Raw genomic sequence first — 14,861 nt, 5'->3', positions numbered from 1 at the left:
GGGGGGGGGGCTTTAACATTTTTAGAAAATAATTTACTTTCCCTACAAAATTCACTTAACAAAACTTTGGAGGTTGCCTAATGCAAGATCCAAAGTTAAAAATTCTACTCACAGGTGCCACAGGTTTTGTGGGCACAAATTTTGTTTTAAATTTACACAAAAAGTATGAAATCATAGCCTTAGTTAGACAAAGTAGTGATACAAGTAAAATAGAAAAGTTTTGTAAAATTTATAGATATGATGAAAGTATAGAATCTATACAAAGAGTATTTGAAAATGAAAAGATTGATGGGGTGGTGCATTTGGCTACTAGGTGGCTTTTTGCTCATAATTTTGACCAAATTAAAGGTTTGATTGAAACTAACCTTGAATTTGGAACTTATCTTTTAGAATTTACAAAAACAAAAGAGCTTAAATTTTTTATAAATTCCGCTACTTTTGGAAGCTATTGTGATTCCTTAACTTACCGCCCAGCAAATCTTTACGCAGCCACTAAAAAAGCATTTGAAGACATAATGTATTACTACTCACTTAGCTCAAAGACTATATTCACCTCCTTGCTTCTTTTCAACAATTATGGAAATTATGACACAAAATACCTCTTTTCTTATCTAAATAAAATTTCAAAAACAAACGAAGAACTAAAAATGAGTGATGGCTCTCAAATAGTTGATTACTCTCATATTTTAGATGTAATCAATGCCTTTGATATTTTAATAAAACTCATACAAGAAAAGCCAAATTTTTGTAAAGATAAAATCTTTTCTTTAAAAGGAAAAGAAAGAAAAAGTCTTAAAGAAGTAGTAGAACTTTATGAAAGAATTTTAGGTAAAAAGTTAAATATAAAATGGGGAGCAAGAGCAAAAAGAGAACTTGAGATAAACTTACCTTGGGAAGGAGGAGAAGCCTTACCTAACTGGGAACAAAAGATAAGTTTAGAGGAAGGTTTTAGAATGCTTGTAAAAGATATACAAGATTAGTAAAGATCTTTACTAATCTTGTTATGAAAATTTAAGCTCCTTTAAAACCCAAGCTCCTTTTCTACCACATCTTTACCGCTTAGTAAGCTTTGATCGCTCCATAAATAGTCCCATTTTCCAAAGCGACCAGCGGTGTAAATTTTTGATTCGTCTAAAAATTTTCTTATTAGCTCTCTATCATCTTCCATACCTAGATAAAAGCTCACATTTGCATAAGGCTTTATTCTAATATCCTTGTGCAAAATCTCACTTTCTTTGAAAAGTTTCATTTCTTCGCCCTTTTCAATTATATGTCTTAAAAGCCCATCTTTGCTTAAACTTAATGGCTTGTCCTTTGAAAAGCATACTTCAAACTGCAAAGAAGAGCAGTTTTTAGGAGCATTAAAGGGCGATTTTTGACTTGGAGAATGACATCTTGCAGCTAAAATATCCTCATCATAAATATAAAACCAAATATCTTTTATAACTTGTGGCTTGTTAAAGCAAAGTGAGATTAAAGCCATGCTTGTATTTTTAAGCTTTAAACAAGCTTCTTTTACCTTAGTAGGTATATCTTTTAAAAGCTGTGCGTATTCAGGCAGGGGCAAGGTAGAGATTAAAACATCATAATCTTGCTTTTCACCGTCTTTAAAATAAATTATTTTTGCTTTTGTATCTATCTTAACAAGCTCTTTATTTAGCCTTATATCATCTACTTCTTTGAGCATAGAATTTAAAAAACTTTTGTATCCACCTTCTTTTGGCACTCTCATCTCATCAGCATAGTAGGTATTTGGTGTTTCTTTTTCAAAAGCTCCTTTTAAAACTTCTGTAATATTTGGTGTGTAAAATCTAGCACTTACCCAATTTGCATTCATTTCACTAGCTTCTAAAACCCAGTATTTTCTAGTGTAAGGTTTGGAAAAATGTTCTGTAAAATACTCTCCATAAGAAGCCTTAAGCCAGTCCTCATAAGTTTTAATCTCCTTTTGTCTATAAGGATTTTTCACAAAATCAGCTATAATTTTTACTTTTTCATCTGTATTTAAGGGATAAAGATTGTTTTGTGCTGGGTGTTTAACCCAGGTGCCGTGATAGTAATTTGACATTCTAGGCGGTTTATGAGCTACAATTTCACAAGAAGAAGCAAAAAGTTCTTTTACATACTCATCTTTAGCAAAAGATAAGTGCGGAGCATAATCAAAGGTAAAATCGCCCAGCTTAAAGGAGTTGCAAAGTCCTCCTACTTCATTTTCTTTCTCAAAAATAGTCGCTTTTATGCCCTTTTTCTTAAGATGATAAGCCGCTGAAATTCCAGCAATGCCCCCACCCACAACGATATATTTTTTCATTATCACCTTTCTTAATCTAAGTTAAAATTCAAAGCTCTATGCACGGTTTTATCCATATCATAATACTTATAATCTCCAAGCCTACCTAAAAAATGCACATTTTTAAGCTCTTTTGCCTCTTTTAAATAGCTTTGATAAAGAGCTTCATTTTCTTCCTTTGGCACAGGATAATATCTTTCGTTTTTACCCTCCTTAAAATCGCAAGAAAATTCATAAGATAGTATGCTTTTGTTTGAGCTTTCATTTAAAAAGTGCTTATACTCCACCCTTCTTGTAAAATCATAGTTTTCAGGATAATTCATCTGTGAAACCGACTGTATAAAATCATCAGTATCAAGGCTTTCAAATACAATATCTAGGCTTCTGTAAGGAAGTTTTCCAAATTTATATTCAAAAAACTCATCAATAGCTCCGGTATAATAAAGATTTTCATAGTCTATACTTTCTTTGATATCTTTAAAATCGGTATTTAGCTCTACTTTTATCAAAGGGTGCTTCAGTATATTTTGCAGCATCTTTGTGTAGCCATCTTTTGGTATGCCTTGGTATTTATCTTGAAAATACCTATCATCGCGACTTATATAAACAGGAACTCTAGCAGATACTGAAAAATCAAGCTCCTCAGGTTTTACTCCCCACTGCTTAACAGTGTAGCCCAAAAAAACCTTTTCATAAATATAAGTGGATAAAAATTCCAAATCCTTATCTTTGCTATTTTTAAGCTCTAAAATTGGCACTTTTGTATTGAAAGCAAAATTAGTAAGCAGTTTTTCTTCAAGCTTTGTAGCTAAAAATTTCGGAAAAACCTTGTGTAAGCTGTCTAGGTTAAAAGGTATATTTACCTCTTTTCCATCTATAACAGCTCTTACCCTATGCATATACAAATGCCATTTTGTAAATCTACTTAAAAAGCTCCAAACTTCTTCTATGCTGGTGTGAAAGATATGAGGTCCGTATTTATGCACAGTAATATTATCCTCTTTATAATCATATACATTTCCACCTAAATGTTCTCTTTTATCTATCACTAAGCTCTCTTCATTTTTTTCTTCAGCTAAACGTCTAGCTATGATAGCTCCACTTAAACCCGCACCAACAATTAAATTTTTTACTTTTTTCATCAAAATTTCCTGTTATTTTCCCAATACCAAGCACTTTTAAGTATATCTTTTATGTCTTTAAATTTTGGCTCCCAGCCTAGAATTTGTTTTGCCTTTTTGTTATCTGCAAAAAGCTTTGCAGGATCGCCCTCTCTTCTTGGAGCATAATTTATCGCGCAGTCCTTGCCAGAAAGTTCTTTTGCAGCATCAATTAGCTCTTTAACACTTGTGCTTATGCCTGTGCCAAGGTTTATGCAACCGCTATATTTATGCAAATTTTCAAGAGCTAAACGGTGAGCTAAGGCTAGATCCTCCACGTGTATATAATCCCTTTCACAAGTTCCATCTTTGGTATCATAATCTGTGCCAAAAACATTTATAGCTTCAATTTCTCCTTTAATAGCCTTTAAAACTAGAGGAATAAGATGTGTTTCTGGCTCATGACTTTCGCCTATGCTGCCATCAATACTAGCTCCTGCGGCGTTAAAATAGCGAAGTGAGATATGCCTTAAGCCATAAGCCCTTTCATAGTCTTTAAAAATGTGCTCTATCATAAGCTTTGACCTGCCATAAGCATTTATAGGTCTTTGGGGGTGGTTTTCATCTATTGGAGTGTATTCAGGCTCACCATAAGTAGCACAAGTGCTTGAAAAAACTATGTCTTTTACACCAAAATCAAGCATAGTGTTTAGCAGATTGCAAGTTCCTATTAGATTGTTTTGATAATATTTTGCAGGATCTATCACACTTTCTCCAACATAAGCAAAGGCAGCAAAATGCACTACTGCATCTATTTTTTCCTTTTTAAATATATTTCTTAAAGAAGTTAAATCAAGCAAATCAGAATGTATAAATTTAGCTCTTTTATCTACGGCTTCTTTGTGACCGTATATGAGATTATCGGCTACTACACAGCTATAACCCTCATTTAACAAGTGTTTTAATGTGTGCGAGCCTATATATCCAGCTCCACCAAAAACTAATATATTTTTCATCTACCGACCCCGCTATATACAAAGCCCGCTTCTATAGCCTTATTTTTATCTAGCAAGTTTCTAAAATCAAGTATATTTTTGCCTTTCATAAGCTTTTTAGCTTGTTTTAAATCAAGCTCTTTAAAACTTTGCCATTCTGTTAAAATCACTAAAATATCCGCATTTTCTACGCATTCATACATATTTTTTGCATAAGATATCTTATCTTTTAAAATTTCCTTTGCTATATCCATAGCTTTTGGATCGTAAGCTGTTATATTTAGATTTTTTTCTAATAATTTTAATATTATTTCAATGGCTGGACTTTCCCTGCAGTCATCAGTGCCGTCTTTAAAGGCAAGTCCTAATATAGCTATTTTAGCATTTTTATCATCTTTTATTTTTTCTAAAATTCTTAGAGCTATTTTTTCTTTTCTATCATCGTTTCCTTTTATAGCAGCATTAACAAGGCTTAAATTTACTTCATTTTGCCTAGCCATATAAGACATAGCTAAGGTGTCTTTAGGAAAGCAAGAGCCACCATAACCAGGACCTGGATTTAAGAATCTATTTCCTATCCTAGTATCAAGCCCCATTCCTTTTGCTACTTCAAGTATATCTGCACCGGATTTTTCGCAGAAATCAGCCATTTCATTTATAAAATGAACCTTTATAGCTAAAAAAGAATTTGAGGCGTATTTTATAGTTTCTGACGAACGTCTGCTAACAAAAACGATTTTATTTTTGAACTTTTCATACATTTTTTCTATAACAACCCTAGCACGGTCGTTATTTGTGCCTACTATTATGCGGTCTGGATTGAAAAAATCATACACAGCAAAACCTTCCCTTAAAAATTCCGGCAAGGATACAACGTCAAATTCAGCTTGTGGATTTTTCTTTGATATAAGACTTTCTATATCATCTCCCGTGCCAACTGGAACGGTTGATTTTGTAGCTATTACGGTGTATGTTTTAAGATAAGGAGCTAATTCAGTAGCAGCTGCGTGTATATACTTCATATCCGCTTCTTTAGTAACGGGGTGAGGAGGCGTTCCAACAGCTATCATAACTATGTCAGCATTTTCAACACCTTCTTTCATAGAGGTGCTAAAAGACAGCCTTTTTTCTTTCACATTTTTATGGAAAAGCTCTTCTAAGCCCTCTTCATAAAGCGTTATCTTGCCATCTTGCAAGGCTTTTATCTTTCTTTCTTCCCTATCTATGCAAATAACATTATGCCCCAGCTCTGCTAAACCAACACCTGTTGGAAGTCCTACATAACCTGTGCCTATTATAGCTATATTCATCATCTACCCTTTGAATTCTTTAATAACTTTTTTAAAATACTCTATACTCTTATCTAAACCCTCATCAAGATTTATTTTTGGCTCCCAACCAAATTTTGACTTTGCCAAACTTATATCAGGTCGTCTTTGAGTAGGATCATCAAGCGGTAAATCTTTGTAGATTATTTTTGATTTTGACCCCGTTTTTTCTATAACTTTTTGAGCTAGTTCTTTTATGCTAAATTCACCGGGATTGCCCGTATTTATAGGACCTGTAAAGTCTTTATCAGAATTCATTACCATTATTATTATATCTATTAGATCATCTACATAGCAAAATGAACGAGTCTGTGAGCCATCGCCATATATGGTAATATCTTTTCCGCTTAAGGCTTGACATATGAAATTGCTTACAACTCTACCATCATTTGGGTCCATATTTTCCCCGTAGGTGTTAAAAATTCTTATAACCTTTATATCCACATTTTCATTCCTGTGATAGTCAAAAAATAAGCTTTCAGCACATCTTTTTCCCTCATCATAACAAGCACGAATTCCTATGGGATTTACATTTCCTCTATAGCCTTCGTTTTGAGGGTGTTCTAAAGGATCGCCATAAATTTCAGATGTGGAAGCTTGTAAGATGGTGGCTTTTTTTTCTTTGGCAAGTTCTAGCATATTAATAGCGCCATAAACGCTTGTTTTTGTTGTTTTTATAGCGTGTTTGCCTTGATAAGCAGGTGGAGAGGCAGGGCAGGCAAAATTATAAATTTGATCTATTTTTTCTTCTATTTTTAGTGGCTCACAAATATCGTGTTCTATGAAGCTGAAATTTTCGTTTTTTAAGAGATTTTCTATGTTTTTCATCTTGCCTGTGTAGTTGTTATCAACACAGATAACTCTTTGTCCTTGTTCTATAAGCCTTTTACAAAGATTAGACCCAAGAAAACCAGTGCCCCCGGTTACCAAAATATTTTTCATAGTTAAAAAACCTTTTTTGTTTATTCAAAAAATACAATTCTACAGAAAATTAACTTTATGAATTATAAATCCTATTAGGTATATACCAACTTCGTTTTATAGATAATTTATTAAATTTTCAATTTAAAATACACACATTTTCCCATAACACAACCTTAATCCCTTTTAAAAAAGTTTGAAAACAGCCATTTTCAATACAAAATAACAAGAAGTGGATATTGTTTATTTTGCTTCTTTATTAGCATTTATATTTATTGATTTTATTTGTCTTTAAGACTTAGCTTAATGTTTTAGCCTTGAGTTTAGGTTTTAAAAATAAATAATATTAAGGAGATAGACTATGTTAAGCACTATGCACATTGGAGCTTGGGTATATAATGAAGATCCTACAAATATAGATGAGCATGCAAAATCTGTATTTTCTAAGGCTACTAAATCTTTTCTTGGTTCTGATTTAGAACTAATGCTTTGTCTTGGAAGTCAGCTAGTATCGGGAAAGAATTATGCTTTCATTTGCAGAAGAAAAACAGTTGCATTAAATCCAAAAAGTGCTTATTCTTTGGTGATTTGTTATGAGAATCTACAAGGAGAATGTTCTATAAGTAAGATGAAAGATGTAGTAAAAGAAAATAAATTAAAAGGAGGAATTTTCTGCACTAAAAGCTCTGAAGCTTTTATAAGTAAATTAGACTGCATAGAGGCTAATCGTATAGTTCATTCCTTTAATAAGGCTTTTTCTAACTTAGTAGGAGTTAAATATACTCCAGAACTTTATGTAGCACACTCTATATCAACAGGCATAAATTATCACATTATAGCAAAAGCAAAGCTTAGTGATAAAGAACAAAGCATAGGTTATAAATACACAATCATAAATAGCTTTATGAATGAAGATTCTATAGTTAGTGTAGAAGATTTGTAAAAGAATTGTTAATTTAGATTAAAAGCTATGTGTTTTTAATCTAAATTTTTTTATATATGGAGAATAAATGATTCCAAATAAACATATACATATTAATGATAAAAATGCCGAGCATTTAGATGCAAATAAGAAAAAAAAGATAATAAATATAGCATTTGCTTGCGATAATAAATATGCAAGATACACAGGAGCTGTTATTTGTTCTATATTAAAAAACTTATCAAGTGATAAAATTTGTCATTTTTATATACTTTCAACTAGCATATCGCAAGAAAATAAGGATAGGTTTTTAAAGTTAAAAAGATTTAAACAATGCGAGGTGTTTTTTATAAAACCAGATGAGAGCTTTGTGCAAATTTTTAAGGATATAAAGCTGCAAGAACACGTTAAAATAGAAACCTTTTACAAATTTTCCCTACCTTTGATTTTGCCTAAGCTAGATAGGATTTTATTTTTAGATTCTGATATAGTAGTTTTAGAAGATATAAGCCCTCTTTATGAAAGCACTTTAGAGGACTTTTGCTTTGCAGCTGTAGAAGATGCTAATCAAAGGCTTAAAATTCCATTTGGCTACCCAGATGAGTATATTTATTTTAATTCTGGTGTGATACTGTTTAATATAAAGCAAATAAAAAATTCCACTTATATGGATAGGATAAAAACTAAGGTAAAAGAAAATTTTGACAAATACAAGGTAAGCGATCAGGATATGTTTAATGATTGCTTTTATGATAAGATTAAAAAGTTAAGCTACAAATATAACCTACACCATACTAGGTATGGTTTTTTTAATCCAATGAATACAAATGACTATTTTGCCTCCCTAAATAAGCCTGTTATATGGCATTTTACGGGTCCCATAAAGCCTTGGCATACAAGCAAGGATTTAGTTTATGCAGACCGCTTTATAAATAATTTGAAATTTTATGAAAGATTTGCAGATGAAATTTATTACAAGATTTTAGATAATGATAGAATCATAAGTACTCACAGTGATAGCTTTTTACCTTATAAAAACAAGCATAGTGGTAAGGATTTTGTGCTTTTAGCTTCTGGTCCTAGTGCTAAGATACACACAAAAATAGATAATGCTATATATGTAGGTGTAAATAAAAGTCTTTTGCATAGCATAAAACTTGACTATTTATTCGTGCAAGATTTTAGAGCCTTTAAGAATTTTGAAGAAGAGATATTTTCTTATGAGTGTGAAAAATTTTTTGGTATATGTGAGGCGGTAAAAGAGTTCAAAATACCGCTTGAATATGCTTTGAAGTCTAGGGCAAAGATATATTACCAAGACACCTCTTTAACGGGCATACCCTCAAAATTTGCCTTTGATTTAAGCAAGGAAAGGATTGGTTGCTTTGAAAATGTAGTATTTGCAGCCCTGCAGTTCATCTTGTATGCTGGAGCAAAGAGAATTTTTTTAGTTGGTTGCGACTGCTCAAATGAGCCTTATTTTTATGCTAAAGATGATAAGAGTGATTTAAATCCGCAAAGAATCATAAATAATTACAAAAAATTTAAGAATTTCGTGCAATTTTACTATCCAGATGTAGAGGTATTATCTATAAATCCAGTGGGCTTAAAAGGAATTTTTGATGAATACTAAGAAAAAAGCATTGCTTGTGATGGCAGCCACTTATGATTATATCTTTGCTGTGGCAAATGTTCTAATAGGACTAAAAAAATACTCGCCAAATATCTTTGATGATATAATAATATACACAGATGATAAAATCAGCGATAACGACAAGCTTATACTAAAAACAATATTTTCTAACATAAAATTTGAGCTTTATGACTTTGAGATAAGAAATCAAGCAGATAGAATAAGGCTTTCGTATTATCAAAATATGCCTTATGCAAGATATGAAATGCTTAAGTATCTAAGCATTTATGAAAAGGTTGTGTGGTTTGACTCCGATTTTTTAATACTTGATGATATAAAAAACTTGCTTGAGTATGGAAACACAGGTGTTGCGATGTCAGTCGATCTAAATCCATATCCTAAAAATCATAGTATAAGTGAGTTTTTTAATGCTAAAATACAAGCTTATGATATGTGTGCAAAAGCCTATGCTTCAGGCTTAGTAATATTTACTGATAAACTTAAAAATCCGCACTTATTAAGGCAGTATCTTTATGAGAAAACAAATGAATACTCCTCTTCAATAAAATACGCAGAACAAGGTATTTTGCATCTAATGCTTCAAGATTTTGATATAGAAGTAGATGAGTTTCCTAAAGATGTTTATCACTGTTTTCCGTTTGAAGATAAGCATAGAGCTAAGATAATTCATTTCTTAGGATTTAAGCCTTGGCTTTTTTACTGTGCTTATGATGAGTGGTATGAAAATCATAAAACTTGGATAGAACTTGGCGGAAGTGAGGCTAAATCTTTTAGCGATATGCTAGGCTTAGAAAAAGACTTTAAAAACTCAAAAGATATGTTTATATCTTGCAAAAGCAAGGCGTATTTCTTTGGTGAAAAAAGGTATCAAAATTTATTGCTTTTAAATAGCATATACAATGGCAAAATAAATAACAATGAATACAAAAGTTCTCATAGCGGTGCGGCAAGGATTGTAAGATCTCATCTTTCTTACAAACTAGGAGAGAGATTACTGTCTGCCTATAAAAATAAAATAAAGATTATATTTTTGCCTTTTACGCTTTTGTATGTGTATTTTAAGCATTTTTTATCTAAGCTTTTAAATAAACTCTTAATGGATACAAATCCAAATTTGCAGAATTTGCCTTTAAATGCTTATTCTGATTATCAAGACGCCTTAAAGATTAAAAACTATCTTACTTATAGATTAGGAAACACTCTTGTAAAACACCCTTTTAGCTTTTTATTTAGATTTAAAAAAATTTATAAAGAGTGGAAAAAGGAAAAAAGCAAATGAGTTTTACAAGATTTAAAATTATTTTCAAATTTTATATTTAAGGATCTTAAAATAATGAATTTAAAAAATAAAAACCCTTCCATAAAAATTCTAGTAGGTTATCATAAACCTGCAGTCTTACTTAAAGATGAAATTCTTACTCCTATACACTTAGGTAGAGTCTTGGCTACACAAGCTTCTAAAGATGGAGAATTATCTAAGCAAGATTATGAATGGCTATGTGAAAATATGATAGGAGATGATACAGGAGATAACATCTCTCATCTTAATAGATATTTTTGTGAATTAACAGGAATTTATTGGGCTTGGAAAAATTATGATAAATTAGGCAATCCTGATTATATAGGTTTTATGCATTATAGAAGGCAGTTTGTGTTTGATGAGGGCATTGCGGATAGATTTGAAAATTCTATCTATTATTATAAGTATGAGAAAATAGATGAATACTTAAAGCAACTTATAGATATAAATAAAATAGATATATCCTTATACGATATCATAAGCCCAAAGGCTCTAAAGATAAAAGAACACAGCAAGAGAAAATACGAAACTGTGCCTGAATTTTTATTTTCTTTTTGTAGTGGAACGAAGTTTTATGCTCTTATAGAACTTATGAAAAATGATGAAAAATTACAAAAATATAGGCATTTAGCCTTAAATTTAAGCAATCAGGGTAGTTTTTTTCCTTGCAATATGTTCATAATGAAAAAAGACTTATTTTTTGAGTATTGTGAATTTTTATTTTACACTATGTTTAAGCTGTATGATAGATTTAAACAAAAACTAAGTAATACTAATTCTAGCTCAAAAAGAGAGCTATCTTGGATTAGCGAATACATCACAAGCACCTTTATAAAAAAACAAATAGAGCATGGTAAAAAAAGCAAAGAAGTGTGCTTAAGTCATATAATAAAAACAGATAGCCTAACTTTAAAAAAAGACTTGCTTAGGGCTAAGATAAAAGATGAGATTAAGCAAGCTGATATAGTATCATTTGATATATTTGATACCTTGTTGCTTAGAACATATTTAAAACCAAGCGATCTTTTTGAACACTTAGAGCAAAATTTCAATGCAAAAAATTTTGCTTATGCTAGAAGCATAGCTGAGAGAAAGGCTATGAAAGAGCTAAATAAAACTCAGGCAAGTTTTGATGATATATACAATTTTTTACCCAAAAAATTTCATTTTTTAAAAGATAAAGAAAGAGAGCTAGAGTATAAAAACATATACGCAAACAAATTTATGAAAGAGCTTTTTGAGTATGCACTTTCTTTAAATAAAAAAGTATTTTTAATATCAGATATGTATTATGATGAACAATTTATAAGTTCTTTGCTTGAAAAATGCGATATAAAAGGCTATGACAAGCTTTATGTTTCCTCAACTTACAATCTTAACAAACGTTCTGGCAGTCTTTTTGAATATGTATTTGACAAAATAGATGTAGATAGAGATAAAATTTTACACATAGGAGATAATGAATTATCTGATTATAAAACGCCTAGCAAATACGGCATAAAAGCTTTATGTGTGCCAATGCCATCATCTTTGTTTTTTGAAGAATACAAGCTTTTAAAGGATTTTTATGAGGCAAATACGAATCTTACAAGTTCTATAATACTAGCTTTGTTGGTAAAAAAAACTGTTTTTGATGAAGATATAGATTACTACAAATACTTAGGGTATTTTATAGGAGGAGCATTTATATTTGCTATATCAAATTTTGTTTTTGAAAATATTATAAAAAATGGCTTAAAAGATATATTTTTCATAGCTAGAGACGGATATATGATAAAAGAAGTCTTTGAGCTTATACTTAAAAAAAGAAATATCAAAGATATAAACAGCTCATATATAGTAGCAAGTAGAGCCTTTAACTTACTCATAAATCCTGATTTAAGCAAGTTAAAAATCAATGATAGGCAACAAAAAATACATTCTTTGTTTCATTTTCTTTGTGAGCAAAATGAAAAATTTAATGACTTGTATAAAAATATTTCTGATGCTGAAGAAAAATACAATATCTTGCTTAATGAAAAAGATCTTATCAAAGAAATATCAAACAAAAATAAAGAGCTTTACAAACACTATCTATCACAGTTTGATTTTAAAGCTCAAAACATAGCTATCTTTGATGGTAATGCTTCTACTTTCTCATCTTTAAAATTGCTAAAATCTATGTTTAAGGATAAAAATTTTTTTCCCTTGTATTACAATGTTGGTGGAGATGATGAGATTAAGAAAAAAATCAACTTTAATGCTTATGAGAATGGCTATGTGAAGATAATTAATTACACATTTAGTGAATTTTTAATGAGCGCACCTCATTTTTCAAAATCTTACATAAATGAGGATAAAGAATTTGTAGAAAATAACAATGATTTTGAAGAATTGTATAAAGAAATTTTTTCCTTGATATACAAACACGAGTTAGATTTTGCAGAGGATTTACTAGATAGTTTTGCTGATTTTAAAGTCTCTTTTGATAATCAAATCATAGCCTCTTATATAAATTTCTTTTTAGTAAATATGGGGAAAAGAGATGAGTTTTATCTAAAAGATGTTTATATTGGTGTAGATTCAGCACATAGTTTACATCTAAAGATTATCAGATATAATGCAAATATGTACGCTCCAGCACTAGGTGCTACATATCGTATGAAAGATCAGCTTTCATATAGGCTTGGTACAATTCTGCTTAAAAGCAACAATGTAAAGTCTTTATTTGCATGTCCTTTTAAGCTTTTAAAAGAACTTGTATCATTTAAAACACGCGAATATATTTTAAAATTACTAAGACATAAGACTCCACCGCTATACACCTACAAGGATTATAATGAAGCCTTAAAAATTAAAAAACACCTCACTTATAGACTAGGAAATTTACTTGTAAAACATCCTTTTACTTTTTTATTTAGAGTAAGTAAGGTGTATAAAGAGTGGAAGAGGGAGAAAGGACGGTATATATAAAAACTTTCTAAATATATAAAGATATTATAAAGCGAACTTACGCAGGACTAATAGAGAGTTAAAATAGAAACAAAACAAGCATTAGAACATTCTAATACTTGTATGCTTTCATCAGTTTAGTAAAGAGGCAACTTTAGTTTGTAGTATATTGTTTTGATGAGCTACCATAAAAGAAGCAGCATTTTGCTTTAAAAAACCCTCGTTTAGCTGATTCACATTCACAGCCATATCATTATTTAGAAGTCTATTTTCAGCGTCTTTTAAATTTACACTATTTTCCATACTAGCGTTCATATTGCTATAAATGGCGTTTATGCCAGCACCTATATCAGCTCTTAGCCTTGATACATCTTCTGAAAATCTTTGTATAGCATCTGTATTTTCAAGGGATAATTCACTGGTGTTTATAGGATTTAAATTTGTTTGTTCTACTCCAGAACCAACCACAAATTCCATTGATTGAAAAACATTTTTTCCATTATATTGGGCATTATTAAAAGCATCATTAATAGAAGTTATTACCCTTTGTGCTTCTGTATTTAACATAGCTCTTTGACTATCGCTTAATACAGCATTATTAGAACGAACAGAAAGTTCGCTAAGTCTGTCAGCACTTTCATTTATACGATTTAAACTAGCGTCAGCAACCTGTAAAACTGCTATAGCATCATAGGAATTTGATATACCTTGATCCACAGAATTATACTGAGACATCAAAGAATCAGCTATTGCTAAATTTGCACCGTCCCTACCGTCTATAGCACGTACTGCTGCTATACGTTCTAAAGCAGTATCGCTAGTTTTTTTAGCGTCATTTAGATAATTTGTTTGAGACATACTTTGTGGATTATTATTGACTGTCATTTTAAACCCCCTTCTAATCTAACTTTCTTTATTATATGCTTTATCAGCTGTTTTTAAGCTTAAAAAATAAAGAATCACTTGAAAAACAAGCAAAACTTTAACAAGCAACTCGCTTTGATAGTGAAAATCTTTAAACTCATCGCTATCAAAATACGCTATATCAAGCTCTGTTCCTAAAACTTGTTTTTGGAATTCAAGCATTGGTAAAGTGTAATAAAATAAGAAAAGCAAAGATAGTGCCAAAATTACTAAAGATATAAAAATTTTTAAAATTTTAAATTTATTTTTTACAGAAAATATTTCATATAAGAAATTTACAATAGAAACAAAGATAAGAACATAGGCGAATTTTAAAAAGATTTGAGCCATAATCAGACCGCTTTCAAATCTATCTAGCAAAACAGAACCATTTAATCCATTTGGAGGATAAAAAATATAAGAAGCTACCACCACGCCTATAAATAGCTCTATGCCTATGACTGAAGCTAATAATAAAAAATTTATATTTTTCATAACTATCCTTATATTTGACCTG

The 14,861-nt window shown here is 30.7% G+C and carries 12 protein-coding genes; 5 read left to right on the top strand and 7 right to left on the bottom strand.

Annotated features, from left to right (window positions below; genetic code table 11):
* Positions 1 to 80: 80 nt before the first annotated feature.
* The gene (locus Q0J35_RS03345; RefSeq protein WP_297193126.1) at positions 81 to 980 is read left to right on the top strand and encodes an NAD-dependent epimerase/dehydratase family protein; all 900 of its coding nucleotides are present in this window, start codon (positions 81 to 83) and stop codon (positions 978 to 980) included.
* A 41-nt stretch (positions 981 to 1,021) separates the two neighbouring features.
* Here the strand turns inward: Q0J35_RS03345 and Q0J35_RS03340 are convergent, their stop codons facing one another.
* Genes Q0J35_RS03340 through Q0J35_RS03320 form a run of 5 tightly spaced genes read right to left on the bottom strand, consistent with a single transcriptional unit; the run spans position 1,022 to position 6,655 of the window.
* Positions 1,022 to 2,311: an FAD-dependent oxidoreductase gene (locus Q0J35_RS03340; RefSeq protein WP_297193125.1), complete on the bottom strand. Its 1,290-nt coding sequence runs from the start codon at positions 2,309 to 2,311 to the stop codon at positions 1,022 to 1,024.
* Positions 2,312 to 2,322: 11 nt separating this feature from the next.
* A complete protein-coding gene (glf, locus tag Q0J35_RS03335) occupies positions 2,323 to 3,432 on the bottom strand; it encodes a UDP-galactopyranose mutase (protein WP_297193124.1) in 1,110 nt (369 codons plus the stop codon).
* Positions 3,432 to 4,406 carry a UDP-glucose 4-epimerase GalE gene (gene galE, locus Q0J35_RS03330; RefSeq protein ID WP_297193123.1) on the bottom strand — a complete coding sequence of 325 codons (975 nt, stop codon included), beginning with the start codon at positions 4,404 to 4,406 and terminating at the stop codon, positions 3,432 to 3,434. The genes glf and galE overlap by 1 nt, the downstream gene beginning before the upstream one ends.
* Positions 4,403 to 5,695 (bottom strand): UDP-glucose/GDP-mannose dehydrogenase family protein, encoded by a 1,293-nt coding sequence (locus Q0J35_RS03325; RefSeq protein WP_297193122.1) that lies wholly within the window; start codon positions 5,693 to 5,695, stop codon positions 4,403 to 4,405. The genes galE and Q0J35_RS03325 overlap by 4 nt, the downstream gene beginning before the upstream one ends.
* 3 nt (positions 5,696 to 5,698) lie before the next feature.
* Positions 5,699 to 6,655, bottom strand: coding sequence for a UDP-glucuronic acid decarboxylase family protein (locus Q0J35_RS03320; RefSeq protein ID WP_297193121.1), 957 nt, complete (start codon positions 6,653 to 6,655; stop codon positions 5,699 to 5,701).
* A 340-nt stretch (positions 6,656 to 6,995) separates the two neighbouring features.
* Here Q0J35_RS03320 and Q0J35_RS03315 point away from each other — a divergent pair, with 340 nt between their 5' ends.
* The 4 genes from Q0J35_RS03315 (at position 6,996) to Q0J35_RS03300 (ending at position 13,462) form a co-directional block, all read left to right on the top strand.
* Positions 6,996 to 7,577 (top strand): hypothetical protein, encoded by a 582-nt coding sequence (locus tag Q0J35_RS03315; protein WP_297193120.1) that lies wholly within the window; start codon positions 6,996 to 6,998, stop codon positions 7,575 to 7,577.
* Positions 7,578 to 7,644: 67 nt separating this feature from the next.
* On the top strand, positions 7,645 to 9,189 hold the full coding sequence (locus tag Q0J35_RS03310) for a glycosyltransferase family 8 protein (RefSeq protein ID WP_297193119.1): 1,545 nt from the start codon (positions 7,645 to 7,647) through the stop codon (positions 9,187 to 9,189).
* Positions 9,179 to 10,489, top strand: a complete 1,311-nt coding sequence (locus tag Q0J35_RS03305; protein WP_297193118.1) for a glycosyltransferase — start codon at positions 9,179 to 9,181, stop codon at positions 10,487 to 10,489. The genes Q0J35_RS03310 and Q0J35_RS03305 overlap by 11 nt, the downstream gene beginning before the upstream one ends.
* A gap of 54 nt (positions 10,490 to 10,543) precedes the next feature.
* Positions 10,544 to 13,462, top strand: coding sequence for a DUF4422 domain-containing protein (locus tag Q0J35_RS03300; RefSeq protein ID WP_297193117.1), 2,919 nt, complete (start codon positions 10,544 to 10,546; stop codon positions 13,460 to 13,462).
* Positions 13,463 to 13,573: 111 nt separating this feature from the next.
* On the opposite strand, the gene Q0J35_RS03295 is transcribed toward Q0J35_RS03300, so the two are convergent.
* Positions 13,574 to 14,326 (bottom strand): flagellin, encoded by a 753-nt coding sequence (locus tag Q0J35_RS03295; protein WP_297193116.1) that lies wholly within the window; start codon positions 14,324 to 14,326, stop codon positions 13,574 to 13,576.
* Positions 14,327 to 14,344: 18 nt separating this feature from the next.
* Entirely contained in the window at positions 14,345 to 14,839 is a 495-nt protein-coding gene (locus Q0J35_RS03290; RefSeq protein ID WP_297193115.1) for a DUF4149 domain-containing protein, read from the bottom strand.
* Positions 14,840 to 14,861 lie beyond the last annotated feature (22 nt).

Origin of the sequence: uncultured Campylobacter sp. (assembly GCF_944323605.1) — a bacterium.
In the GTDB taxonomy this organism is placed as follows: domain Bacteria; phylum Campylobacterota; class Campylobacteria; order Campylobacterales; family Campylobacteraceae; genus Campylobacter_D.
Note: the sequence above shows the minus strand (reverse complement) of the source record. Positions and strands in the feature narration are given on the sequence as shown.